At 46.7% G+C, this 24,311-nt stretch carries 24 protein-coding genes; 7 read left to right on the top strand and 17 right to left on the bottom strand.

The features are described from left to right. Positions 1-7: 7 nt before the first annotated feature. From JOD82_RS03910 to JOD82_RS03895, 4 genes are all read right to left on the bottom strand, one after another. On the bottom strand, positions 8-1,057 hold the full coding sequence (locus JOD82_RS03910; RefSeq protein WP_209947673.1) for a glycoside hydrolase family 130 protein: 1,050 nt from the start codon (positions 1,055-1,057) through the stop codon (positions 8-10). A gap of 59 nt (positions 1,058-1,116) precedes the next feature. After that, complete coding sequence (locus tag JOD82_RS03905) at positions 1,117-1,950, bottom strand: carbohydrate ABC transporter permease (RefSeq protein WP_023990883.1); 834 nt, start codon at positions 1,948-1,950, stop codon at positions 1,117-1,119. A gap of 2 nt (positions 1,951-1,952) precedes the next feature. Further along, positions 1,953-2,837: a carbohydrate ABC transporter permease gene (locus tag JOD82_RS03900; protein ID WP_209947671.1), complete on the bottom strand. Its 885-nt coding sequence runs from the start codon at positions 2,835-2,837 to the stop codon at positions 1,953-1,955. Between the two features lie 67 nt (positions 2,838-2,904). Then, complete coding sequence (locus tag JOD82_RS03895) at positions 2,905-4,224, bottom strand: ABC transporter substrate-binding protein (RefSeq protein WP_209947669.1); 1,320 nt, start codon at positions 4,222-4,224, stop codon at positions 2,905-2,907. 234 nt (positions 4,225-4,458) lie between these two features. On the opposite strand from JOD82_RS03895, the gene JOD82_RS03890 reads away from it, so the two are divergent. The 3 genes from JOD82_RS03890 to JOD82_RS03880 all read left to right on the top strand — a co-directional run bounded on the left by JOD82_RS03890 (position 4,459) and on the right by JOD82_RS03880 (position 8,057). After that, entirely contained in the window at positions 4,459-5,634 is a 1,176-nt protein-coding gene (locus JOD82_RS03890) for an AGE family epimerase/isomerase (protein ID WP_209947667.1), read from the top strand. Beyond that, positions 5,631-6,830, top strand: coding sequence for a glycoside hydrolase family 130 protein (locus JOD82_RS03885; RefSeq protein WP_209947666.1), 1,200 nt, complete (start codon positions 5,631-5,633; stop codon positions 6,828-6,830). Before JOD82_RS03890 ends, JOD82_RS03885 begins: the two co-directional genes overlap by 4 nt. A gap of 213 nt (positions 6,831-7,043) precedes the next feature. Next, positions 7,044-8,057, top strand: coding sequence for a substrate-binding domain-containing protein (locus JOD82_RS03880; RefSeq protein ID WP_029518692.1), 1,014 nt, complete (start codon positions 7,044-7,046; stop codon positions 8,055-8,057). 122 nt (positions 8,058-8,179) lie between these two features. Here the strand turns inward: JOD82_RS03880 and JOD82_RS03875 are convergent, their stop codons facing one another. Continuing rightward, positions 8,180-8,392 carry a cold-shock protein gene (locus JOD82_RS03875; RefSeq protein ID WP_025721956.1) on the bottom strand — a complete coding sequence of 71 codons (213 nt, stop codon included), beginning with the start codon at positions 8,390-8,392 and terminating at the stop codon, positions 8,180-8,182. Between the two features lie 147 nt (positions 8,393-8,539). Continuing rightward, positions 8,540-9,055, bottom strand: coding sequence for a DUF2179 domain-containing protein (locus tag JOD82_RS03870; protein ID WP_013312523.1), 516 nt, complete (start codon positions 9,053-9,055; stop codon positions 8,540-8,542). Positions 9,056-9,211: 156 nt separating this feature from the next. On the opposite strand from JOD82_RS03870, the gene JOD82_RS03865 reads away from it, so the two are divergent. Both JOD82_RS03865 and JOD82_RS03860 read left to right on the top strand, forming a co-directional pair. Further along, the gene (locus JOD82_RS03865) at positions 9,212-9,388 is read left to right on the top strand and encodes a CsbD family protein (protein WP_068939077.1); all 177 of its coding nucleotides are present in this window, start codon (positions 9,212-9,214) and stop codon (positions 9,386-9,388) included. A gap of 255 nt (positions 9,389-9,643) precedes the next feature. Then, complete coding sequence (locus JOD82_RS03860) at positions 9,644-10,693, top strand: stalk domain-containing protein (RefSeq protein ID WP_209947664.1); 1,050 nt, start codon at positions 9,644-9,646, stop codon at positions 10,691-10,693. Positions 10,694-10,813: 120 nt separating this feature from the next. Here JOD82_RS03860 and JOD82_RS03855 read toward each other — a convergent pair whose 3' ends face one another. The 4 genes from JOD82_RS03855 to JOD82_RS03840 all read right to left on the bottom strand — a co-directional run bounded on the left by JOD82_RS03855 (position 10,814) and on the right by JOD82_RS03840 (position 14,740). Beyond that, a complete protein-coding gene (locus JOD82_RS03855; RefSeq protein ID WP_209947662.1) occupies positions 10,814-11,617 on the bottom strand; it encodes a copper amine oxidase N-terminal domain-containing protein in 804 nt (267 codons plus the stop codon). 183 nt (positions 11,618-11,800) lie between these two features. Next, complete coding sequence (locus JOD82_RS03850; protein ID WP_209947660.1) at positions 11,801-12,904, bottom strand: hypothetical protein; 1,104 nt, start codon at positions 12,902-12,904, stop codon at positions 11,801-11,803. 195 nt (positions 12,905-13,099) lie between these two features. Further along, positions 13,100-14,281, bottom strand: a complete 1,182-nt coding sequence (locus tag JOD82_RS03845; RefSeq protein WP_209947658.1) for an NAD(P)/FAD-dependent oxidoreductase — start codon at positions 14,279-14,281, stop codon at positions 13,100-13,102. A gap of 27 nt (positions 14,282-14,308) precedes the next feature. Beyond that, positions 14,309-14,740, bottom strand: coding sequence for a DUF1641 domain-containing protein (locus JOD82_RS03840; protein WP_013312528.1), 432 nt, complete (start codon positions 14,738-14,740; stop codon positions 14,309-14,311). A gap of 501 nt (positions 14,741-15,241) precedes the next feature. Between JOD82_RS03840 and JOD82_RS03835 the strand changes: the two genes are divergently transcribed. Continuing rightward, a complete protein-coding gene (locus JOD82_RS03835; protein ID WP_023990896.1) occupies positions 15,242-15,637 on the top strand; it encodes a rhodanese-like domain-containing protein in 396 nt (131 codons plus the stop codon). Between the two features lie 24 nt (positions 15,638-15,661). Here the strand turns inward: JOD82_RS03835 and JOD82_RS03830 are convergent, their stop codons facing one another. Next, a complete protein-coding gene (locus JOD82_RS03830) occupies positions 15,662-16,489 on the bottom strand; it encodes an HNH endonuclease (RefSeq protein WP_209947656.1) in 828 nt (275 codons plus the stop codon). A gap of 263 nt (positions 16,490-16,752) precedes the next feature. Here JOD82_RS03830 and JOD82_RS03825 point away from each other — a divergent pair, with 263 nt between their 5' ends. Then, complete coding sequence (locus JOD82_RS03825; protein ID WP_209947654.1) at positions 16,753-18,249, top strand: alpha-amylase; 1,497 nt, start codon at positions 16,753-16,755, stop codon at positions 18,247-18,249. A 64-nt stretch (positions 18,250-18,313) separates the two neighbouring features. Here JOD82_RS03825 and gpmA read toward each other — a convergent pair whose 3' ends face one another. The 6 genes from gpmA to JOD82_RS03800 form a co-directional block, all read right to left on the bottom strand. Further along, a complete protein-coding gene (gpmA, locus tag JOD82_RS03820; protein ID WP_039271817.1) occupies positions 18,314-19,063 on the bottom strand; it encodes a 2,3-diphosphoglycerate-dependent phosphoglycerate mutase in 750 nt (249 codons plus the stop codon). A gap of 136 nt (positions 19,064-19,199) precedes the next feature. After that, positions 19,200-19,940 carry a Bax inhibitor-1/YccA family protein gene (locus tag JOD82_RS03815; RefSeq protein ID WP_023990900.1) on the bottom strand — a complete coding sequence of 247 codons (741 nt, stop codon included), beginning with the start codon at positions 19,938-19,940 and terminating at the stop codon, positions 19,200-19,202. A 148-nt stretch (positions 19,941-20,088) separates the two neighbouring features. Then, the gene (locus JOD82_RS03810; RefSeq protein ID WP_029518700.1) at positions 20,089-20,376 is read right to left on the bottom strand and encodes a hypothetical protein; all 288 of its coding nucleotides are present in this window, start codon (positions 20,374-20,376) and stop codon (positions 20,089-20,091) included. A 242-nt stretch (positions 20,377-20,618) separates the two neighbouring features. Then, positions 20,619-20,996 carry a hypothetical protein gene (locus tag JOD82_RS29010; protein WP_245248898.1) on the bottom strand — a complete coding sequence of 126 codons (378 nt, stop codon included), beginning with the start codon at positions 20,994-20,996 and terminating at the stop codon, positions 20,619-20,621. Positions 20,997-21,022: 26 nt separating this feature from the next. Further along, positions 21,023-22,912 carry a glycoside hydrolase family 2 protein gene (locus JOD82_RS03805; RefSeq protein WP_245248897.1) on the bottom strand — a complete coding sequence of 630 codons (1,890 nt, stop codon included), beginning with the start codon at positions 22,910-22,912 and terminating at the stop codon, positions 21,023-21,025. Positions 22,913-23,110: 198 nt separating this feature from the next. Further along, positions 23,111-24,175 carry a LacI family DNA-binding transcriptional regulator gene (locus JOD82_RS03800; protein ID WP_209947653.1) on the bottom strand — a complete coding sequence of 355 codons (1,065 nt, stop codon included), beginning with the start codon at positions 24,173-24,175 and terminating at the stop codon, positions 23,111-23,113. Positions 24,176-24,311 lie beyond the last annotated feature (136 nt).

Raw genomic sequence — 24,311 nt, 5'->3', positions numbered from 1 at the left:
CTACATGCTACATCCGGCCCGACTCACGGTCGTCTCCGACCACTTCATCCGTTGCGATGACATACCTCATAATGTCGGACACTGTCGTGTATGCGATACCTACATACGTGTCAGCAGCTCCATAATAAATCGCAATCCGCCCGGTGTCCGCGTCATGCAGCGTAGCACACGGGAACACCACATTCGGCACAAAGCCCCGCTCCTCGTACCATTCCTCCGGGGTCAGCACGAAGTTGGAGGAACGATATTTAACCTTAGATGGATCATCCAGATCAAGAACGGCAACCCCCATGCTGTATACTAGCCCATTGCACGTGCCTGTCACCCCGTGGTAAAACATCAGCCAGCCCTCGGTCGTCTCAATCGGTGCCGGTCCGCCGCCAATTTTTACCGATTGCCACCAGCCCTGTCCGCCCTTACTCATGACATGACGGTGCTTGCCCCAATAGACCAAGTCAGGACTTTCACTCAGAAAAATGTCGCCAAACGGTGTATGTCCACTGTCACTCGGACGGGATAGCAACATAAAGTTTCCGTTTAGCTTGCGGGGCAACAGCACACCATTACGATTAAACGGCAAGAATGGATTTTCCAATCGTACAAAACTTTTAAAATCCTTTGTTTGGGCTATCCCCAACGCTGCACCGTAAAAATCTGTACACCAGATGATATAATACGTATCCTCCACGCGGACCAGACGCGGATCGTAAGCATAATTAGGTTGGTAATCGTTCCCTTCCTCATCAACCAAATGCAACCGTTCTGTCTCAATGTCCCAAGCCAACCCGTCGTCACTCCAGCCTAGATGCAAATGCGGACGTCCGTTAATTGTTTCAGCCCGGAATACCCCTACAAACCGTCCCTCATACGGAGCTACTGCACTGTTGAAAATACGGGCAATGCCCGGCACCGGATTCCGCCCAATGACCGGATTCTCAGTATGTCTCCATACCGGAGCCTCACTGCCCTCAGGCTTATCCTGCCACGGCATTTTCGGCAGACTCTCTCCCAAAATTCGCATGCTATTTACTCCCAAATCCACATTCAATTTATTCATACGTATATTCTCCTCTCACCGAGATATTTGATCTCATCTTTTTTTATTTCGTCGTTATTCTATTTCACCGAACCCTGAGCGAATCCGTTATAGATATATTTTTGTAAGGATAAAAAGGCAATCAACGTCGGAATAATGGCAATGATAATGCCCGCGCTAATGACTTCCCATTGTGATCCATAGGGTCCTTTAAACTTGAACAGCGCCGTCGATATGACCTGAAGGCTTGTTTTGGGCATATACAGGAACGGGGTGTAAAAGTCGTTGTAAATATTAACGCCCTTGATAATGATCACCGTCACAATGGCAGGCTTCAGCAGGGGCAAGATAATCCGCCAGTAGATCGTCAGATAGGAGGCCCCATCCAGCATGGCCGATTCATCCAGCGCCACCGCAATGGAATCCAGAAATTGCAGAAAAATATACACCGCAATAATATCCGTTCCCAAATACAGCAAGATCGCCGCCCAAGGCGTGTTAAACAGCTCCAGCTTGTTGATAATTTGAAATGTTGATACCTGTGTCGTTACCCCCGGAATGAGGGTCGCGAGCAGGAACGCACCTAGCATAAGACTTTTGCCCTTAAATTTAAAACGGTTCAAAATGTACGCAATCATGGAACCGGTCAACGTGGCTCCGATGATCGAAATCAACAGGATAAAAGCTGTGTTCACAAATCCGGTCAGCATATTTCCGTTAATAAAGGCTTTGGTATAGTTAGCCCAATTCAGCCAGTTCACAGGGGGAGTCAGAGGACTGGTTGCCGCATATTCAGTCTTCGTCTTCAAAGATGCAAACAAAATTACGACAATCGGCAGCAGTGCAATGAACGCACCTAGTAGTAGCGCCGCATACTTGATGCTGCTAGCCAGTATTCTTTTCAGCTTATACATGATTAGTCCTCCTCTCCCCGAATTAGCAACCGTTGAAGCAGCGTAACAGCGATTACGATCAGCAGCAGAACAACCGCCATCGCCGAGGCCAAACCGACCTTGCTGTATTTGAATGCCACATCAAGCGTCTGAATGACGAATGTTTCGCTACCATTGGAGCCACCGGTCATAATATACGGGATGTCGAACGCACTGATCGCCCCGCTAATCGCCAAGATGAGATTCAATTGCAAAATCCGCTTGATACTCGGCAAAATAATAGAGCGGAATTGATGCCAACGGTTAGCCCCGTCTATATCAGACGCCTCATACAGATCACTGGATATGGAGGAAATCGCACCGAGAAACACGATAAAGTTAAAGCCCATGTATCTCCAGATCGACGTGCCAGCCAGCGAAATATTGATAATCTCCGGGTTGCCCAGCCACAGCTTGACATACGAACCCAGCCCCACTGCCTGAAGCAGTGTATCAAGGGTACCGTCTGGCTTAAAAAAGAATAGAAAAATAAAACCAATGGCCACCCCGTTCATCAGGGAAGGAAAAAACAAAACGCCTTTAAAGAAATTTTTAAACCAGGTTTGAAAGCTGAGAATGGTTGCAAAATAAAGGGCCAGCCCCATCTGTACAAACGTGGCTACAAAGTAATACAGACTGACTTTAAACACCGAGAAATACTCGGGGTCGGTAAAGATTTTGATATAGTTTTCAAAGCCCACATATTCCAGACGCTTACTATAGCCATTCCAGTCCGAAAAGCTGTACTTAAACATATTGATCACTGGCAAGTACGCAAAAGTGATCAGCAGCGCTAGCGGAATAATTGAAAAGGCAACAATAATCGCCAATCTTTGTTTGGAGTAGCTGAGATTCGAAAATTTTAACATGCTGCACCTCCTGGCTATCCGTCCATCGACTGCTACGTCGATCCTTTCTTTTCGTCAGTTCAGATGGTTATTTTGCTTCCTTTGCAGCCACTTCAGCACGCGCCTTCACCCATGCATCGTTCAGATCCTTCATAATGGCATCATACGATTCCGGGCGGTTACCGACCGCTGCCTCAATAATGCGTTTTTTGAAGTCAGGCTGCCACAAACCAATTTCGCCCATTTTGTCGATTTTATCAACAATTCCTTCCTGTCCTTTTGGAGATGAAGTAAGTGTTTCAAAAACGACCCCCTGATCTTCGTATTGCTTCAAAATGCTAGGCATTGGAGCACCCTTCAGCGGACTAATACTGCCTGCCTGCTCTACAGCATAGTTGGACTTTTCGGTAAACCAATCCACCCAGGCACGGGCCGCTGGTTTATTTTCACTGTTTACGTTAATACCGAGGTTAAAGTCACCAGCCAGCGGCACAAGTACCTTGGAGGCATTCGTCGGGAAAGGCATAAAACCGATATCATCCTTGTTAGGAGCTGTGCTTTTGATCTGGTCAATTGCCCAAGAGCCAAGCACCATCGTACCGATTTTGCCTTGAGCAAGATCTGCCTTGGAGGTCTCCCAATCTGTAGTCGTTGGATCTTTTTCAATCAGGCCTTTTTTAGCCGCATCGTACAGGACCTTATACAGTTCATAGTGGGGCTGGCCCTTCGTGAAATTGTCATCTGTATTCGGTTGTGTGACATTCACATATTCCTTCGTACCCGCCAATGTTGCCAGACTAGACTCCCACTGGGTCAGTGCCCAACCAGAGGCATAGTTCGTAAACAGCGGCACTGCCTTGGTTTTGTCCTTAATCTGCTGTAACGCTGTCAGGAATTGGTCCGGTGTTTTGGGAAGCTGCGTGATTCCTGCGTCCTTGAACACCTTTTTGTTATAAATCACACCAGAGTAAACCATCGCAATTGGAATACCGTAGCTGTTATGATCCACCGTACGTTCTTCAAGGCCGGTATACTTGTTTTTCATCTCCTCATAAGTACCCAGCGGCTCGAAAAAGTTGGGCAGCTCTTCAACTGGAATACTGCCAGGAATCAGCAAAACATCTCCATAATCCCTGGTCCCCATACGGATTTTAATTTGACCCTCATAATCGGCCAATGCCTGAAAATTGACCTTCACGTTCGGATAAAGTTTGTTAAATTCCTTGGCGTAATCCTGAAATACGGTATCCACAATATCAGTCCGCTGTGTGATAACCGTAATTTCACCTTCCACACCCTTCGGATCAGAGCTGGCAGCTGGCTCATCCTTCTTTGAGGTACAGCCAGTAAACAGCCCCGCTAACAAAACCACGGATAGTAATGACATCAAAACCTTGGACAACTTCATGAGACGACTCCTCCTGTTGTTTTTTAATAAGGTTATCGTTAAAGTAACAAAATCATTTTATTATGTTAGCGCTTACTATGTCAATTGCAATATTCTTTTTTTGTGAAGTGGAATCGGTCACACCTTATGAAAAAACACCAATTTAGCATGGTTGACAGTTTACAAACAGCTAGATATGATAATTCTGTAAAGTTAACGATAACCTAATATTTTTCCCGAAGGAGGCTTTGTCTCTTGGCAACACTACTGGACGAAATTAGACAGGAATGGAAGGAACACATACTCCCATTCTGGCTTGGACTGAAGGATGAGACACACGGTGGGTTTTACGGCGAGGTGGATGTGGATCTGCACACTCATAACCAAGCCGACAAAGGCGGGATTGCCACTGCACGGTTACTCTGGTCCTTCTCGGCGGCTGCTCGTGTAACAGGGGAAGATACCTATGCAGAAGCCGCACGAGATGCATTCACATTCCTGCGAGATCACCTGCTTGATCCATTACATGGAGGAATGTATTGGATGGTGGACTACACCGGGCAACCCGTGGACACGTGCAAGCATGTATACGCGCAGGCATTCGCGATCTATGCGCTAGCAGAGTATGCACGTGCCACAGACGACCCGAATGCATTGCCACTAGCTATGGAGCTGTTCCACCTGCTGGAGCAAAAAGGATATAATCCCGCCCGGCAGGCATACGGCGAGCAATATGACCGCTTGTGGAACACGCAGCCTAATGAGCTGCTCAGCGAAAATGGAGTTACCGCGCATATCACCATGAATACGCATATTCATGTTTTGGAAGCGTATACCCAATTGCTGCGCGTCTGGCCAAATGAAGAGGTTCGAGATGCACTGACGAACGTACTGGATATTTTATATCGTCGTGTTTACGATGCTTCTGCCCGACGATTGGGGGTATTCTTCGATCGTGAATGGCGCTCTCTGCTTGACCTGACCTCATATGGTCACGACATCGAAGCCAGCTGGTTGATTGAGGACGCTATGAATGTGCTGGGTTATTACCCGTCAGAATACCTGGATATGGTGATGGATATTGCCAATGCGGTAGCAGAGCGCGCTGTTCAGCCAGACGGATCGCTCATCAACGAGCGGGAAGGAGAGCGGGTAGACACCTCACGTATTTGGTGGGTACAGGCCGAGGGGATGGTTGGCTTTTACAATGCGTTTCAACGTACAAATGACGAACGATTTCTGCAAATTGTGCGTAATCTGTGGGCCTATACTCGGCAATATATCATAGATCCGCGCCCCGGAGGCGAATGGTTCTGGTCAGTTCAAGCGGATGGTAAGCCTGATGCGAGAGAGATTGCAGGCCCTTGGAAGTGCCCTTATCACAACAGCCGATTTTGCATAGAAATGCTAGAAAGGATGGAAAACCAATGATTCATAGCAAATACGATGAGCTGCTATTGCAGCAAGAGGAACTGATTACACGCCCTAATGAGGTTAAAACTACCTTTTACAATGGTATCTACGAGCGCTACCTCTATCCAGTGCTCACACGCCATCATGTTCCACTTCACTGGCGGTTCGATCTGGATGCGCAAACTAATCCCTTTTTCATGGAGCGGCTGGGTGTAAATGCGGCATTGAATCCAGGGGCGATCTATCATGAAGGAAAATACATTCTTGTTTCGCGTACCGAAGGACTGGATCGAAAATCATTTTTCGCTTTGGCAGAAAGCGATAACGGCATTGATCAATTTCGATTCATTGACGCCCCCCTAGTATGGGAGGATATCGACCCAGAAGAGACAAATATGTACGATATGCGGCTGGTGAAGCATGAGGACGGCTGGATTTACGGTATTTATTGCTCTGAAAAAAAGGATCCTGACGCGCCACCTCACGATACCTCCAGTGCTGTCGCTCAGGCCGGACTGGTCCGTACTCGTGATCTTCGTACATGGACCCGGCTTCCCAACATTACTACCCAGTCCCCACAGCAGCGCAACGTTGTTCTGCACCCTGAATTTGTGGACGGTCAATACACCTTCTATACTCGTCCTCAGGACGGGTTTATTTCCACCGGCTCGGGCGGTGGCATCGCCTTCGGCCTGTGCAAAGATATTACACAGCCCGTAATTGAACACGAAAACGTCATTGATGAGCGCTGCTATCATACGGTGTACGAAGCCAAGAACGGGCAGGGTCCCGCCCCGATTAAGACCAGCCGCGGCTGGATTCATATCGCTCACGGGGTACGCAATACGGCCGCCGGGCTGCGGTATGTGCTGTATACCTTTGCCACCAGTCTGGAAGACCCTACGCGCGTCATTGCTAAGCCCGGCGGGCACTTTCTAGCTCCTTATGATGAGGAACGCGTGGGCGACGTTTCGAATGTTATTTTTTGCAACGGGGCTGTTGTTAACGAGCAAGATGAAGTCTTTATCTACTACGCATCTAGTGATACCCGTATCCACGTGGCGACGACCACCATCGCTCGACTGGAGGACTACACCTTCAATACACCATCCGACCCGCTGCGCTCTCTCAGCAGCGCCGCTGTTCGCCGTGATCTGATTCATCACAATGAAGCGCTATTGAAAGCGTACTCCCGTCCTTCTCAGCAGACATAAGCCGCAGGCTTTATCCTGCTTGCGGAACCATGTATACTATCCATAGAACAACTGTTACCCGCAGGCTAATTGTTGTTCTATGGGCAGCTACGCTGCCAGTCTTTGTATCTTTACAGGCAGCTAAGCTACTAATATATTCCCCCAGCATTTTGCATCCATTCTTTGGATTTAGGCAAGATGCTTATCTTTTTAAAATTGGAAGGCGGAACAGGAATGAAGAGCAACGTAACGATGCGGGATATTGCAGATAAGCTGGGAGTAAGCAGCGTGACCGTGTCGAAGGCGCTCAATGACAAGGATGGGGTTAGCGAGGAGCTAAAAGAGCGTATTAAGACGCTCGCGGGCGAAATGGGTTATCGTTTCAATACCGTTGCCAAGTCCATGAAGGAGGGCCTCACCTATAACATTGGTGTTGTCATTCCCGAACGTTTTACCGGCCCTGGCCAATCGTTTTATCTGCACATCTACCAGCAAATTTCACGGGCACTGGAGCCATACGGCTACTACGGCATTCTTCACATCCTCCATCGCGAAGACGAAGAACAGCTTAATCTCCCACGTATCTATTACGACCGTAAGGTGGACGGCTTCATTCTCCTAGGCCAAGTGAGCAAGCCATATATTGAGCTTGTACAAACCATGGAACTGCCCAAAATGTTTCTCGATTTTTATGATGAGCATGCCGATATCGACTCCGTGGTGACGGATAATTTTTACGGGGCCTACGAGCTGACCAACTATTTGATCGCCCAGGGACACCGGGATATTGCATATGTGGGCAACCTCTATTCCACCAGTAGTATTCAGGATCGTTTCCTCGGCTACTATAAATCCTTGCTGGAGCACAGGTTGCCTCTCCGTAACGAGTGGGTGCTCAGTGACCGGGACGACGAAGGCTCTTATGTTGAAATGGAGCTTCCTCAGCCGCTGCCGACTGCCTTTGTATGTAATTGCGATCAGGTCGCTCACAATCTGGTGCACAAGCTCATTGCTCTGGGATACCGCGTACCTGAAGACTGCTCTGTGGTCGGCTTTGACAATGATGTATACGCCACTCTTATTGTTCCGCAACTGACCACAGTCGGAGTAGACATCGAGCAGATGGCACGTACCGCAATTGATTCGATGATGAAAAAAATAAGCCATCCCGGCAGTCGCTTTGGTCGGGTCCTGGTGCAGGGTCATATTGTATATCGTGACTCCGTGCAGCCCATCGAGAGGCCATGATCATCAAATATTCCACAACCAAAAGCCGCTCAGCATGTCGCTGGAGCGGCTTTTGACGTTCATAAGTATTGCAGTGTGATCATCGTACTCACTTTCCATTGTGGATCTTGCAGAATCCTGGATTAGGAGCGCTGGGCGACAAAGGAATTGCCCGCCCGATTGAGAATCGGCAACATCCGCATTTCCTGCCCCATCGAGGCTTGGCAAAATGGACAAGCTGGCTCGTTCAAAAAGGTGAAATCCGTTCGCATCCAGCCATTGCAACCCTCATTTGTACACGACCAAATAGCCGTATTTTCCTCTGGAATGATTTCCGGGGCCTGGCGTCTGTACATCTATATCCCCCCTCGGTTTTTTATAGGGTAATATCCCCTGTCATTTTACTGTTAATCCCCACCTGTGCCAGGATTTTTGAAAAATTCACCTGTGCGGGTATTAATATGCTCCAAGCTCCAAAAAATATGCGCAATTTACCAAAATGTTTATTTACGGATAGCCTTGGTCCAGAAGCCGCCATGAAATTGCTTCGGCTCTACCGTAATGACAAAAGCCTTAGGGTCCAGCTCCAGAATGGACTGATACAGCCTATTCTGGTTTTTCCGTTTAGCCAAAATTTCCATCACCAGGCGCTCTCCATCACGCCCACTGCCCAGCCAGGCTGTAACGCCGTATCCTTTGTCCCGCAGCGCATTGGCAATTCCTCCATTAATCTCATTGCTGATCACCTTAACGGTGACATAACCAAGCGCTATTTTTTCCTCAATCCATGCTCCAATCAGAATACCCAATGCATAGCCAATGGCGTATACCGCAAGACTTGCCACTTGATCCAGATACTTAAGCACAACATTCAAGCCCAATACATAGACCGTAACTTCTACGGTGCTAATGAGCGCAGCAATGTACTTCTGTCCTTTCAGCGTCAGAATCATGCGCAGTGTATACGCCGATACGTAAATAATTTGAATAACGAGAATAAATAATAAAATTTTGAGCATGCGCTCACTCCCCACTTCACGTTCTGATTTAACCCGTATCCAACATTATACCCCCGTCTGTGATATACAGCCTCTGGTTTCGTATTACCCTTGCTCGGGTAATGACTAACTACAGCATGCTGAATGAAAGTTCAATCACATAAGGAGGGCTTCAACATGAAGGATAACGGAATTAGCGATAAAATCAAAGGTAATGTGAACAAAGCCAAAGGTGAAATCAAGGACCAAATCGGAAACGCTACCGATAATAAATCCCTTCAAGCCGAAGGTAAACTGGATAAGGCCAAAGGCCATCTTCAGGAAACAGCAGGCAAACTGAAGGACGGCAAATAATCCTGAATGGATAACTTCGGCGCACTGTTTTACCTACAAGTCTCGCTGTCTTGTGCAGCGGGCTTGTTTTGTGTTGTTCGGATACTTTTGGAAAAACTTTTGCGCGAACAGGGCAACTTTTATGGTTGCTGTTGCGTCTAACCAATATAAGCACAACCCATAATGACTCTCCAAGCTGTTGGATTTTGTAGGCATTAATGTTACTCTAGTCTATGAACCAGGCTATAATTCTTAAATAAAGGGGTAGACCAACGAATGAAATCACTGAAATCTATCAAAAAACCTGTCATCATCACTGCCGTATCCGCCTTGGCCATATCCGGGGCTCTTTTCAGCCAATCCACATATGCCGCACAAGTGACTAAGCCGATCCAAGCAGTATATAACAATATCAAAATTATCTACAACGGAACCGAGGTTCCTGCTGATGCTAAAACAGAACCATTTCTGCTGGATGGCGTGACGTATATCCCGCTGAAGCTGGCAGGTACAGCTTTGGATAAAAAGGTAACATGGGATGGTACAAACAAACGCGTAGTCATTGCTGACAATGGTGTTCCCATTGATCAGTCTACAGTTACGGCGTTGAACAACCAGATTACGACGCTGACTCAAGAGCTCAACACAGCGAAAGCAGCGAACACGACGAAAGACGCTACCATTGCTCAGTTGCAAAAAGACAATCAGACGCTGAAAGATACAGCTAGCAAAAGTAGCACCGATACTTTGAAAGATCTTGAACGTCAATTGAACAGAGACTATCGCGACACAAATAACGCCAATGCAGATATTACTCTGAAAGGTGATAAAAACGATATTACTGTGACTATTGAGTTGACAGAGAGTAGATGGAACGATATTTCGAGTAGCAGACAAAAATCTTACCTAGAAGATATTTCGGAGGATATTTTAAAGACCTTTAAAGATGCTGATATTGAAGGAACCGTTAAAAACTCAAGTAACGGAAACAAACTTGCAACCTTTGACTCCGATAGTAAAGGGAATGTGGATATAGAAAAACTATCCTCCAAAATTGATCTGAGCGAGATCAAAAGGGTCTTGCTCAACGACTTTGATCGTAAATATAACAATGTTTCCATAGACTTTAGCGTAAAGGGCGACTCTAGTGAAGTCACAGTGGATGCGTATGTTAAAACAGATGATTGGAACAGTCTAACCTACTACCAAAAGAATAGAATCCAAGAAGATATTATTTCAGACATTAGAAATAAAAATGTATCACGTGTAAAAGGTGTTGTTCATTCAAACGAAAACAACAGCACACTCGCGACCTTTAACTACTAAGTGATAAATACTATAAATAAGAGAGAGTCCAAAAATAGACTTTCTTGACAGAAAAGAAGACAAGGAAAATAGCTTCCCTGTCTTCTTTTTCATAACTGCAATTTTTAGAAATCCGAACAATCAGTTAATCAACCTTGCTACGGAAGTAATATATTTCACATAATCTTTATCCGCATTGGTCGTATCTATATTTCTTGTATAAACCAAATTACCAGGAGTGGTGATTTTCACTTTGTAAAACATACTGGGTTTAGAATAAGGATTTACACTATAGGTTCCTTTGCTATACACAATCAGAGGATTAAAGTCGATTTGCCTGGAAGCAGGTGATAAGCCGCTCTCGTACATAGCATAAATATTTAATACCCCTTTTTTTCGATCCAAGTCAAAGGAAGTAAGATCAAACGCATTCGCGTCAATGACTTGGGCCAAGTCCTGTCCCTTAAATTTCATAAGAACTGAACTTTCCGTAAAGCTATCATGCCTTAGTTTCAATAAGCCACGCTTGGAATCCCATTCCATCTTCGCATCTGTATCCTTCAACAAAATGGATACCGGCAAAAACATTGCGTTGCTTTTCATGATGGGGACTGTGTCCATTGTCACCGACTCACCATTAACTGATATTTCGGGTGATCCAATCGTAGCAGTTACATTACGCCCCAACAGATCAACAGAAGCGGTTTTGTTCGCTGCATTGTAAGTAACTTTGCCCCCGAGTATATCTCCAGCCGCTTGGAGCGGTATAAGGAGTCTGCCCTTCTGATCCACAAAGGGTGGTGCAGGGAAGGTATATAAAACGTAATGATCATTGACCTTCAAGTGTATGGGGGTTTGGCCTTGAGCTTGAGCCGATACCAAATTCGAGTTTGCAGCAGCAATACTAAATAAAATCATAAGGCATATTAATAACCTGATTTTCACAATGCCCTCCTTGTTATTATTTAGAATTGAAACCAAAATTATGGTAGAGGAGTCCAGTTGAGTATGCTTAACATGGAGAAACATCTGCCAAACTCCATTGTTGTAAGTCTCACCCAACAACAAAGGAATTGACAGATGCTATTCAGTATATTTTAGCTTGAGCCATTGTTTAACTAATTGTTCTTATCGGTTGTTGATCCACACACTTGGACCATAATGAGTAATATAATCGGCGGGCCAATCAATCGTACCGAACCACTGACTTCCATCCCAAAAAGAGTAATCCCGATAGTCATCCCATGGATAATAATAATCTGAATTGAATTTTGAGACTACCAATTCTGAAAACTCTCCATTGATAGAACATCCATAGATATTGCTGCCATCAAAGTTTTTTTTCGCTATTGCCGTCACTCTCTTAACCGACATGGATGATAAGTCTGAAGAGTCAAAAGAGGTTTGCATAACGACGATGTCTCTGTATTTTGCTAACAGGTAAGCGTTATAGGTACTATTATCAATATAAAATTTAACTGAATCATTTATGTCGTGATTTTTCCACGTCTCTAAAGAGTATTTGAAACCATTATTGTTCCTAATATACCCCTGCCATACTTCTCTGCCTGTTTGATAGGAAAATCCCCCCTCAATTCCCCGTCCATTCTTTGCATCAAAACCGTAATACATCCATGGCTGTTCGTTTGCTCCTAGGTACTTAGCCCTTGGCGTAATCACATTTGCATTAACCCCATCAAAACCATCATAATCCAATTGAACCCTTGAGAAAGTTCCCGTTGTCCCTCCACTCACTTGCGATGGAGTGGGATTATTTTTACTTGATATGGAAACATTATGATTGTTGCTTGATTCACTCAAAGAGTTTGTTTTCATATAAGTAGCATCCGTTACACTATCTTCTTTTGATTCAACTTTATCCGCCATGCCTACATAACCCTTTTCTGAGCTGTATACTTCTCCATCGAGTGTAAGATATATGTATTCCGACTTGTTAAGCTTCTCCAGATTATGTTGTAGATCACTATTATTCTTACTCTTTAGTGATGTACTATCCGCTGTATTCAGCAGTTCAGCAATAGATGCTTTCGGGTTAACGGCGATCTTGTGTTCTTCAAGTTCATGGACTATGGCCCGCTGTTTGAGATTTTCAAAAAATGAAGCATCGTACGTACTAGATTTCGATTCCGCATAGGCGAGACTTCCCGAAAGTGAGGAGCACATGAGAATAGTTGCTAACCCCATGCCTAAAAACTTTTTTTTCCTAAACATACACAAACCTCCTAGTTATTTTTCAAAACTAGCATACCTCTACAAATGTAGACTTTCAACCATAATTTATTAATTTCGCCTAAAAAAGGAACATTCTGTTTTACACATACTAGTGTATAGAAGGTTCCATTACATAACAAAAAGAGAGCACAGAATTGCACTCTCTTTGAATAAAACATATAGAAGTAAGAAATATTAATAGGCCAATGCAAAAAGTCCTTTGATGTGGGACAAGTAACGGATGTTACTGCCTTCCTTCATCAAGGTGGCTACAGCGCCTTTCAGTTGGGTGCCATTCGCGCCTACAGTACCGATCGCGTCTGTTCTGCCCAAGCTGCCCAGTGTACCGGAGAATACTGGTGTAAAGCTTTCCATTTTCGCTCCGTTGAAATAAGCGAAGATGTTGTAACCAACTAATTCGCCCATTTGCCAAGCCAACTGTGCAGTTGGAGGGTATGGACGCTCGCCTTCAGCCGGGAACACCACTGCGCTGTCGCCAGCGAGGAAGATGTCTTCGTGAGAAGTCGATTGCAGTGCACTATTCACAGTTGCGCGACCACGGTTTACTTCGATACCAGATGCGCCAACCAGTGCATTACCTTGTACGCCGCCTGTCCAGATCAGTGTGTTCGTTTTGATCGAACGTCCGTCTTTCAGGAGAACTTCGTCAGCTTTCATTTCTGTAATCGGAACACCCGCTACGATTTGAACGCCACGTTTTTCAAGGCTTGTTACTGCACGATCAACCAATGGTTGAGGGAAGCCTGCCAAAATAGATGGTCCAGCTTCTACGCAATACAAGTTGATATCTTTGTAGTTGATGCCTTTTTCACGGCAAACTGCAGGCAGTTTGTCGGCATATTCGCCCACCAGCTCAACACCAGTCAGACCGCCACCACCGATAACGATTGTAGCGTCCGCTTTGTTACCGGATTGCTTGTAAGCATCCAGACGAGCTTCCACATGTGCGCGGATGCGATTAGCTTCTGCTACTGATTTCAGCGTGAAACTATGTTCTTGCAGCCCTGGAATACCGAAGTATGCCGTTTCACTGCCCAGGGAAATAACGAGAGCGTCATAGCTCAACGTAGCACCACTGGCCAAGGTTACTTTCTTATCGTCCGGCTTGATTTCGGAAACTGTATCCACTTTCAGGATAATATCTTTGTTGCGCAGCAGTTTTTCCAAAGGAAGCGCCACAGCTTTTTCGGCAATAGTACCTGCCGCCAAACGGTGCAGTTCCGTAATAATTTGGTGCGACGCAAAGCGGTTTACCACTGTAATGGTTGCTTGGCTAGCGTCCATATGCTGGCGTGCTGTAAGAGCGGCCAGCAATCCGCCGTATCCGCCGCCCAAGATCAAAATTTGCTTCGACATGTCCATCCTCCGTTCTCGATCAGGTAATTATTTGCTTTCGCGTTGGCGCTCATTCAGAATATCCAGGAAAGCCTGGCTGAAACGCAGCGTTTTTTGTACATTCGGATCTTTAAGCATTTTGAGCAGGCCAAACAGACCTACACTGCCGTCCGTAGTTTGTACTCGGTCATTTGCTTCAATTGCAGCAGAAGCCAATCCTTTAGCCGAATCTGTAACAGGCTTCACAAACTCTCCCATGGAGCTTTTCATATCTCCGATAAAGACAGGGTCAGTCGCCAGACTGCGAGCTACATCATAAGCGTCGGTCATCAAAGTAACCATCTCAGTCAACTTGGGCAGATTTTCTACCAGCACGGTCAGCGATTGCTGAACCTCCGGTTTCATCAATTGGTCCAATACATCCCGAGACTCTTTGGTAGCTTCCTGTGTTACTGCCACCTCTTGTTGGTTTTCAGACATGCGTGAACGTCCTCCTTTACTGTGAAAATAGAAGTCCATTCCTTTCTCGTAACCTGTATCCATAAACTCTAGCAATAAAACGTTTATCGAATTCACGCCCTTAAACATGCAAGAAGCACAGCTAAAACCGGCCTATACCCTAAAGGGCAAGACTGATTTATCGCAGATGCCAATTGTATATTGCTCAGACGGTATTCTGTTGTTACTGCTGCGGAATATTCCACGAAGCGCTCCTTCGTGACTACAACAGGCCGAAACGGAACCCTATACCTCTATATTACACCTTTCACGACACAATCGTCGAAGAAATTTTAAATTTGCACAAATTTCCGCAAAATTTTTATTGTTATTTTAGATAAAAATTAGAATAAGCTCGATTTTTGTCCAAGTTTCCCTTAAAAGAAGAGTCATCTTATGCTAGAGGAGGGTAATAAAGAGAGTGCGTTTTAGTTCGATAATATGAAAATAACACAAAATATATTCATACGGAGGTTTTAAATGATGGCTAAAACATTTGGAGATATGGTTCAAGAAGCGAGGCAGCACGTTCAGGGCATTGATTCACAGGAGGCACGTCAGCGAATGGAGGCAAATCCAGATACATTCGTTATCGATGTACAGGACTCCCATGATGCAGGCGCTTGCGGTCTGATTCGCGGAAGCGCCAATATTTCATTGGGCATGCTGCCCATCCGCGCTGACTTGGAGGTTCCACAGGATTTGCGTGACGAACGTCTACGTGACCGCAACCGCCCGATTATCACCACTTGTGGGGCAGGCGGACAAGCTGCATTGGCAGCTTATACACTCCAGCAGATGGGCTTTACCAATGTAGCTTTTATCGAAGGCGGAACAACAGCCTGGAAGGAATCCGGCTTTGAAGTAGAACTGTACTAAGGGATCTACGCTCCAAGAGTCGCCCTACGTATGTAGGGTGCCTTCAGAAGCGTCAGGATTATCAGGTGCCTCGAAATCATCAGGAGACGGCTGCGGTACACCAGACTCAATGAACTCATCTACATCGCGGGCAGCCTTAACTTGATTGCATTCATTGCAAGCACATACACAATTGACCGGCGTCGTGTGCCCCCCTTTTGCCCGAGGCAGTAAATGATCAATCGTGTCACCGTAGCCCCCGCAAAAAAAGCAAGTATACCGGTCACGCTTAAGCACATATTGACGAAATTCCTTGTTACTATACAGTCTGCGCACGGTGTAAGGATTAACAATCACCGCCATACGCTCTCTGACCAGGGTCATGGCCAGATCAAGCTCAATCTCTTGATGCCAGCGTCTCCCCTGGTCGGTTTTGCCTCTTAGCCGAATCATGCCATTGCGATTGAGCCGCAACGCCCGGGTATCCGCAGGCTTCAGCCTGCTAAGCAGATGCCGAACCCGTTGCCGGTGGCACTCACGCGCTTTGTCCGTGACCGGCTTCCTGCGGGGGCGTTGTGCCTCCATAGGTAGCGACGCCTCTAGGCTGTGCGCAGCCGTATTTGCTTCAAGGCTATGCTGCATCACGGGAGCAGCCGAGGGATTTGTTTCCTCGCCGGAAGGAGCGGACGTAGCCGCACGTTCTTGCGGGGCCAACCCCCGGCAGGAACGGCAAGGACCACGTCGGGAATAAGGACCAGCCCGGCGACCCGTTCTGCGCTGAAAGTCCGTTAAAGGTTTCATCTCCTGACAATACGTACATTTCTTTATCAGCGGTTTGCTCGCTTCATCCTTGTTCTGCTGTGGTTCTGTCACGTCCACTCCTCCTTTCCTCTGTTGCTCACGCTTCACAGTTTGCCCAAAACCCGAACTATTGTTAAGTTAGATTCATTTTACCGTTTTCACGTTCCCTTTTCTAGCTACCCGAGTCGTTGGGAACACTTAGGTATAACAAATTTTAATGATTTAGCATACGTTATACAGCGATCCTTGTTCTTCATTCAGCATCATATTGACCGTCTGACGTTTAGCCCCCCTCACTTGGTGGGTAACTTGTTATATATGAAGGAGGGACGCACATGAAAAGGAACCATACGATGATGCAATTTTTCGAGTGGAATGTCGAAGCTGACGGTTCTCACTGGAAAAAGCTTACCCGCCTGGCTCCGGAACTGAAGGCCAAAGGAATTGACGCGATATGGATTCCACCTGTCACCAAAGGCCAATCGCCCGAGGATACGGGATACGGCGTCTATGACCTTTACGATCTGGGCGAATTTGACCAAAAAGGTGCGGTGCGCACCAAATACGGAACCAGGGAAGACCTGCTGGAGGCTGTTGCCGCCTGTGTTCGCCACGGCGTGGCCGTCTATGTCGATCTGGTCATGAATCATAAGGCCGGCGCGGATGAAACTGAAGTATTCAAGGTCGTCGAGGTTAACCCGGATAACCGCAATGAAGTCATTTCCGAGCCCTTTGATATCGAAGGCTGGACTAAATTTACGTTCCCCGGCCGTCAAGGTCAGTATTCCACATTTCAATGGAACTTTGAACATTTTAACGGAACCGATTACGATGCTAGCCAGGATCGGACAGGAATCTATCGTATTTTAGGTAAAAATAAAAGCTGGAGCGAAAATGTAGATGATGAATTCGGCAATTATGATTATTTAATGTTCGCCAATATTGACTATAATCATCAGGATGTGCGCAAAGAGATGATCCGTTGGGGAAAATGGCTGGTAGATACTCTGCAATGCAACGGATTCCGTCTGGATGCAATCAAGCATATTAATCATGAATTTGTACGAGAGTTTGCTACAGAAATGATTAAAAAACGCGGGCAGGATTTTTATATGGTAGGCGAGTTTTGGAAACCGGATCTGGAATCGTGTCAAAAGTTCCTGGATACCATTGATTATAAAATCGACCTATTTGACGTATCCCTCCACTACAAACTACATAGCGCTTCCTTGGGTGGCAAGGATTTCGATTTAAGCACCATTTTCGAGGATACGCTTGTTCATACCCATCCCCTCAACTCGGTTACTTTTGTCGATAATCATGATTCCCAGCCGCACGAAGCGCTCGAATCCTGGGTGGAGGACTGGTTTAAGCCCAGCGCCTATGCACTTATCTTGCTGCGCAAGGACGGTTATCCCTGCGTGTTCTACGGCGATTACTACGGTATTCAGGGGCAAACGCCCGTGAAAGGCAAGCAAGCTGAGCTAGACCCGCTACTATATGCCCGGTACCATAAAGCTTATGGTGAGCAAAAAGATTATTTCGATGATCCCCATACGATTGGATGGGTTCGTCAAGGCGTGCCTGAGCTGGAAGGCTCCGGATGTGCTGTGGTGATCACCAACGCAAATGACGGGGAAAAGCGCATGTTCGTAGGTAAACAACGTGCAGGGGAAGAATGGATAGATTTGACCGGGCATCACGATCATATCGTAAAGATCGGGCAGGATGGCTACGGCATATTTCCCGTTCGTGCCGGCAGTGTGTCGGTGTGGGCACTTCCCGCAGAGGAAGACAGCCAGGAATCAGAAGAAGAAGAAGCGAACGCTTAATCTATACCCAACACAAAGAGGACAGGATGCGAGGAGGCGCCCTGTCCTCTTTGTGTATAGAAAATCACTCCGTTACCTTGCTTTGGTTGGCCACAGCCTGCTTCTTAGCCTCTACATGACTCGGATCACCGAGATAAAAGCGCCGGATGGGATCTATATGCTCATCCAGCTCATACACCAGCGGAATACCTGTCGGAATATTCAAATCCAGCAATGCGGTTTCGTCCAGATTCTCCATATACTTGATTAAAGCCCGCAAAGTGTTACCATGTGCAGAAATGATAACTCGATCCTTTTTGAGAATCAAAGGTACAATCCGCTGCTTCCAAAACTCGCCGACCCGATGCACTGTGTCCTCCAGACTTTCCCCAAGCGGCAGCTCTTCTGGATTAATATTGCGATAACGCTCTTCCCGATGCGGACTCCGCTCGTCCTTCTCATCCAGCATGGGGGGCCTCACCGTCAGACTACGCCGCCAGATATGAACTTGCTCCTCGCCGTATTGCACGGCGGAATCCAGCTTACTAAGCCCCTGAAGGGCACCGTAATGGCGTTCATTCAGCTTCCATGACTTCTGCACAGGTATCCACAGATGATCCAGCTCATCCAAGATGTGATACAGTGTGCGGATAGATCGTTTTAGCACAGAGGCAAATGCCAAATCAAACGTATATCCAGCCTCCTTGAGAATACGCCCCGCCTCAATGGCCTCATGAGTCCCTTGTTCAGTCAGGTCCACGTCCGTCCAGCCCGTAAATAGGTTTTGTCGGTTATACACGCTTTCTCCATGCCTAACCAGCACCACTTGATACATACACTCACTCCTCTCCTGTCTGTCTTAATGTTTTACCCAACTTCTATGTATTTAACGTAAAATGCAATTTTTAAACCGTCTATTTAAAATACAAAAAAGGACGGCAGTCAGCCATCCTTTTCTTCTCACCCTGCACTTAGTCCCTCTTACTGAACTTGGCCAACAGGTCCAAAATCCGTACATACAGCCATACCAGAGTCACCAGCAATGCAAAAGCACCATACCATTCCATATATTTGGGTGCGCCTTGATCTGCTTGCTCTTCAATAAAATTAAAATCCACCAGCAGATTCAATGCCGCAATAATCACGATAAATAAACTGATGCCGATGCCCAGCCAACCCGTTTCATGGATATACGGAACATTCATACCGAAAAAATTCAAAATAAAATCAACCAGTGTCACCAGAAAAATCGCCATCGTACACAGGACCACGAATGAGATAAAGCCGCGTGTCACCTTGATGATTCGCTGTGTATACATAAAGAGCATCAAGAACAAAATACCCACGGTCAGCAAAATGGCATTAGCCACAATTCCCGGGTACTCATACTCCATAAAGGCTGAAACGCCACCCAAAGCAAAACCACTCAGAATCGCATATACAGGAGAGAGTAACGGAGCCGTCTTGGGAAAAAAGGATATCGCAAGTGCTACGCCTGCCATACCAATAAATCCTGCCGTCAGCAAAGATAGCACCTCTACAGTTCCTTCATAGGTCATGTACCAGGTAATACTGCCAGAGACGATGAGCAGAACCAGCAGAAGCAACGTTTTGTTCACCGTTCCTCCAATGGTCATGCGTTGTTCACTAGCTTCTCTTTCATCTTCGCGCAAAAAGATGTCATCACGTAAAACCGGATTGCTAAAGCTCATACAGGGTACTCCTTTTCGATGTTGTTGTTTGCTATGCTATATGTATATATCGGCACAATATGAAAAAAGTTTCAGAAAATTTCAAACAAAAAAAGCTCTAACCTTGCCTTTCGGCAAAGCTAGAGTTAGAGAGTCAGGTCGTTACAAGTTAGAAATCAGATGTAGCAATTTGGATTGTACCTGTTACTGCTCCAACTGGAGTCGCCTGAAGAGCAGCTACCAGCAGCAAAGCAACTTCTAACGTTAGACTGTTGCCCGCCGGGATAACATAAGTGATCACAGGAGCATTGACACGGGTAACCACAAGATCAACCGGATTGGCACCCGTATTATTCACGGTAATTGTAGCATTATTACCGCCTCTCAGGTTTTCAAAAAAGGACTTACCCACACCAGCAGCAAGATTGTAGAATTGCGAAGGTAAAAGAATCGCCATAGTTTTCACCTCCCTTGCTTTTGATAGTGTATTCTATGCTTCCAATCTATGAACGTAACGTTAAGTGACTCAGTAATAAGACACAATTTAAAAGACTCATAGATTAACGTACCCTATATATGTAAAAAAGAGTTGCCCTCTCAGATCCTTTACAGAATCTGCGGACAACTCCTTTTTTAAATAATTGAAGGCTCAAACGTTATAAAAAGTGGCTAGTAGGATTGTATGTTGCCTTTGCTTCATTATTGCACGTGAAGGCTCAATTCCTGCGGACCGAAACGGGAAGGCGCAGAAACCTTCACACGAATTTGTCCAGCCTCCCCCTTCGACCGAATCCAGAATGCAATACGTCCTCCAATCAGAGATAAGCTCGAAGGACCGATCAATTCACCCACTCCCTCGACCTCCACCGAAACGGGATCTGCATAGAACGGCAATACATTGCCGTATTCGTCCAGAGCATCGACTACCACTCGAGTGACATCCCAATCGCCGGCTTCCAGCACTGTATCATCTGCAGCTACGCGCAGCTCTGTCGGCACCGGATTACGTGAATAGTATCTACGTATTACTTCTTGCCCATTTACGTACCCAATGAATACAGCGTCTTCCCACTTCATGCCCCAGTGGCCTGTCAACTCGTCGATCACGACAGGGGGTGAGGAAGCGCTGGGTACTTCTCTCGGTTCGGACGATAAACACCTTTGCGCTCATGACCGTAGATGAACTCCACCTCATCGCAATTGGTGAACACGACCAGCGGCACGATGCCTCCGATATTCCGCTCGCCACGCGACCAGTAAGTGACCGGCTCCATAACGACTTCCTGTTCGACGTTCTTCTGGCTCCGGTACACGCTCGCTGCAAATTTAGGCAGGCGGAACATATCCATGACACCGTGGTAGCAGATTTTATCACCGGAACCAAAATCAGCATGCGTGTTATAGTCAAAAGCACACCAGCCAATCGCTCCGGCAATGCCCTCATCGGCATAGGAAGCATTTTGGACCCGCGTATGGCGCAGTGCATGCTCCATTACCCGTTCCTCCTGGTCAAAACGCTTGGTCGGGTACATATGCCCGTTATATTCCGTTACCAGATAAGGGACCGGATGATCCAGCTTTGTAACGAGAGAAGGCTGGCGCAAGCCTGTCGTTTCGCCATCTACGCCTTCTGTATCGTCATACGTATCAAAATTGCGGATTTCCTTCGCCAAATATTTTTTGTGCCCACCATCATGAACAAAATCATTTATCGTATATACGTCTTCCAGCAGCTCACTGCCTACAATATAACGCACACCACCCGTAGCACGGGTCGGATCTAGCTTTCGTGCCAGCTCATTGGTACGCGTGTACAGATCATGATCATCCTGCGACTCATTAATTCGTACGCCCCAGATGACGATGGAGGGATGATTACGATCACGGATAATCATGTCCTCGACGTCCCTCACCGCCTGGTCCTTCCACGCTTTACCGCCAATATGCTGCCAACCCGGAATCTCTTCGAAAACGAGCAATCCGATCTCATCACAGCGGTCTAGAAAATGACGGGACTGAGGGTAGTGGGATGTCCGTACCATATTCAGCCCCAGCTCCTCCTTGAGCACATCTGCATCACGACGCTGCGCTCTTTTGGGCATAGCATAGCCAACGTACGGATAGGATTGGTGACGGTTCAGGCCGAGCAGCTTGATCTTCCGCCCGTTCAAGTAAAAACCGTCCGGCTGAAATTCGGCCTCGCGGAAGCCAAAGCGCACGGTCACCTGATCCAACGCTTCTCCGCCTCGTAGCAGCGTCAGCTTCACTTCATACAGCTTGGGATCATCTATATCCCAAAGCTGCAGGCCGTTCAATTCGCCTAGTTCCAGCGTCACTTCCGCCGCCGTCACCACTGCCAGCTCGGTCTCCGCCTTCACGCTCGCTCTGTCCAGCAGTTGCAGTGCGACCGTCAAGTCGTCCTGCTGATCGCTGGCGCCCTCCAGCTCCACGACGACGCGCACCGCCTTATTTGCCGCAAGCGGCTCCGGTGTCTGAACGAATACCGTTCCGAGGTGTACAGGCTCCACTATTCGCATCTGCACTTCGCGGTAAATACCGCCGTAGGTCAGATAGTCGATGACTGCCCCAAAGGGAGGGATGTCGTCCCGTTCCGTGGAATCGACAATGACCGTGAGCACATTGGAGCCACCATACTCGGCAAGTTCGGTCAATTCAACACTGAACGGTGTATATCCACCTTTATGCTCCCCCGCTTTTACCCCATTTAGATACACCTGAGCATAGGTCATAACTCCTTCAAAATCAACATACACTCGCTTACCTTTGGCTTCTGCCGGAATGGTCAGCTCTCTTTTATACGTAGAAATAAACTGAAATGCCTTGTCGTCAAAATAATTATACGGAAGCTCTACATTGGTGTGCGGCAGCTGAATTGGCTCATACCGACTTGCATCAATGCCTACGTTTACTTCGCTCTCGACATATTCCGGAAGGTATAACCATTGGTCATTTAACGGCAAAATGGTACGCATGGGCAGTCACCTCAACCTTTTATTTTCCACTCTTATACCACAGTAAAATATTCAAGTAAAAACTACGAGTAAAACTTAGTAAAATAATATACGTTCAATGTAAGCATTTACAAGGCAATTGTCAATCCATTTTTGTATCTTTTTATATCAAAAAACAGCCCCGGTAAGCCGGAGCTGTCCAAATCAATAACGTAGATTTTATTGGGGATCGGTATGTAGCGGCGCACTGCTGTTGCGAATCATGAGCTCGGTCGGAATGATGACCTTGCGCCCCACCTCGTTTGCACCGTTGCGTACCGTATGCAGCAAGAACTGAACACCCGTTTCTCCCATCAGTTCGGTATGCGTTTTGACCGTTGACAGAGATGGGGTCAAATATTCCGCTGTCGGAATATCATTGAAGCCAACAATGGAGATCCGTTCCGGCACCGCAAGGTGATGCCGCTCCAGTGCCTTTAACACCCCAATAGCCACCGAATCGCTCGCAACAAAGAAAGCTGTAGGCAGGTTTTCTGGTCCTGCCAAAATAGCCGCTTCCATCGCACGGAAGCCGTCTGCCGCCGTTCCGCCGCACACATGAATATCATCCGACGTGCACAGCCTGTGCTGTTCCTGATACCGCAAAAACGTCTCATAGCGAGCATCTAGATCCGCTCGTTCGAAATCATGGGACTGCTCATCCTTGCCCATACCAACATATCCGATGTGACGATGGCCTGCGCCCATCAAATAATCCAGTGCATCAGCTGTAGCGCGAGCAAGGTCAATGACCACATAGTCTGCCCCTGTGCGCTCTACCGAATGATCCAGAAAAACGCAAGGAATGGGCAGTTCCAGCATACGTTCTACCTCTTCGCTGCTAAAATGCCCCAGCACGATCAGCCCATGCAGCCCTTCGGATGACGCCTTCAGCGCAGTCAGGTCCTCTCTTCTGAAAATACGCTCCAGCTGTGCCCCGCTTTGGCGGCACTCTTTTTCCACGCCAAACCGGATAGACAGATAATAAGGGTCTTCCAGTTCCTCGTACGTACTAAACCAGTGCACCATGCCCAACCGAATGGGTCCATCTGCCTTCTTGCGGGGCTGACGACCAATACCGCCATTTTTACGTTTAACAGTCGTATACTTCATACGCTCGGCAACCTCAAAAATTTTACGCCGCGTTTCCTCTGATACAGACAGTGTTTCATCATAATTCAGCACTCGGGAGACCGTGGATATCGAAACCTCTGCCTCCTGGGCGATATCTTTTAACGTAGGCATTGCAGACTCCTTTAATCGTTTTACTCTATTTTTACTTTTATTTTACTATTATCCCTAAAAGGTTCAACCATTTTTTTCATATTATAAGCCTAATCATGATAAAATACGTACCATAATAGAAATGACACCAAGGAGG

This window comes from Paenibacillus sp. 1182, assembly GCF_017833915.1.
GTDB lineage: Bacteria > Bacillota > Bacilli > Paenibacillales > Paenibacillaceae > Paenibacillus > Paenibacillus polymyxa_D.
This window is presented reverse-complemented; position numbering and strand designations above follow the sequence as displayed.

What these genes read in the sequence shown, in the direction of transcription:
- JOD82_RS03800 (WP_209947653.1), bottom strand. Translation starts at nt 24,175, where the DNA reads ATGCCTACGTTAAAAGATATCGCCCAGGAGGCAGAGGTTTCGATATCC.
- JOD82_RS03865 (WP_068939077.1), top strand. Translation starts at nt 9,212, where the DNA reads ATGAAGGATAACGGAATTAGCGATAAAATCAAAGGTAATGTGAACAAA.
- JOD82_RS03860 (WP_209947664.1), top strand. Translation starts at nt 9,644, where the DNA reads ATGAAATCACTGAAATCTATCAAAAAACCTGTCATCATCACTGCCGTA.
- JOD82_RS03895 (WP_209947669.1), bottom strand. Translation starts at nt 4,224, where the DNA reads ATGAAGTTGTCCAAGGTTTTGATGTCATTACTATCCGTGGTTTTGTTA.
- JOD82_RS03910 (WP_209947673.1), bottom strand. Translation starts at nt 1,057, where the DNA reads ATGAATAAATTGAATGTGGATTTGGGAGTAAATAGCATGCGAATTTTG.
- JOD82_RS03845 (WP_209947658.1), bottom strand. Translation starts at nt 14,281, where the DNA reads ATGTCGAAGCAAATTTTGATCTTGGGCGGCGGATACGGCGGATTGCTG.
- gpmA (WP_039271817.1), bottom strand. Translation starts at nt 19,063, where the DNA reads ATGTATCAAGTGGTGCTGGTTAGGCATGGAGAAAGCGTGTATAACCGA.
- JOD82_RS03810 (WP_029518700.1), bottom strand. Translation starts at nt 20,376, where the DNA reads ATGGCGATTCTTTTACCTTCGCAATTCTACAATCTTGCTGCTGGTGTG.
- JOD82_RS29010 (WP_245248898.1), bottom strand. Translation starts at nt 20,996, where the DNA reads ATGAAGTGGGAAGACGCTGTATTCATTGGGTACGTAAATGGGCAAGAA.
- JOD82_RS03875 (WP_025721956.1), bottom strand. Translation starts at nt 8,392, where the DNA reads ATGTACAGACGCCAGGCCCCGGAAATCATTCCAGAGGAAAATACGGCT.
- JOD82_RS03885 (WP_209947666.1), top strand. Translation starts at nt 5,631, where the DNA reads ATGATTCATAGCAAATACGATGAGCTGCTATTGCAGCAAGAGGAACTG.
- JOD82_RS03905 (WP_023990883.1), bottom strand. Translation starts at nt 1,950, where the DNA reads ATGTATAAGCTGAAAAGAATACTGGCTAGCAGCATCAAGTATGCGGCG.
- JOD82_RS03840 (WP_013312528.1), bottom strand. Translation starts at nt 14,740, where the DNA reads ATGTCTGAAAACCAACAAGAGGTGGCAGTAACACAGGAAGCTACCAAA.
- JOD82_RS03835 (WP_023990896.1), top strand. Translation starts at nt 15,242, where the DNA reads ATGGCTAAAACATTTGGAGATATGGTTCAAGAAGCGAGGCAGCACGTT.
- JOD82_RS03900 (WP_209947671.1), bottom strand. Translation starts at nt 2,837, where the DNA reads ATGTTAAAATTTTCGAATCTCAGCTACTCCAAACAAAGATTGGCGATT.
- JOD82_RS03825 (WP_209947654.1), top strand. Translation starts at nt 16,753, where the DNA reads ATGAAAAGGAACCATACGATGATGCAATTTTTCGAGTGGAATGTCGAA.
- JOD82_RS03805 (WP_245248897.1), bottom strand. Translation starts at nt 22,912, where the DNA reads ATGCGTACCATTTTGCCGTTAAATGACCAATGGTTATACCTTCCGGAA.
- JOD82_RS03870 (WP_013312523.1), bottom strand. Translation starts at nt 9,055, where the DNA reads ATGCTCAAAATTTTATTATTTATTCTCGTTATTCAAATTATTTACGTA.
- JOD82_RS03880 (WP_029518692.1), top strand. Translation starts at nt 7,044, where the DNA reads ATGAAGAGCAACGTAACGATGCGGGATATTGCAGATAAGCTGGGAGTA.
- JOD82_RS03850 (WP_209947660.1), bottom strand. Translation starts at nt 12,904, where the DNA reads ATGTTTAGGAAAAAAAAGTTTTTAGGCATGGGGTTAGCAACTATTCTC.
- JOD82_RS03815 (WP_023990900.1), bottom strand. Translation starts at nt 19,940, where the DNA reads ATGAGCTTTAGCAATCCGGTTTTACGTGATGACATCTTTTTGCGCGAA.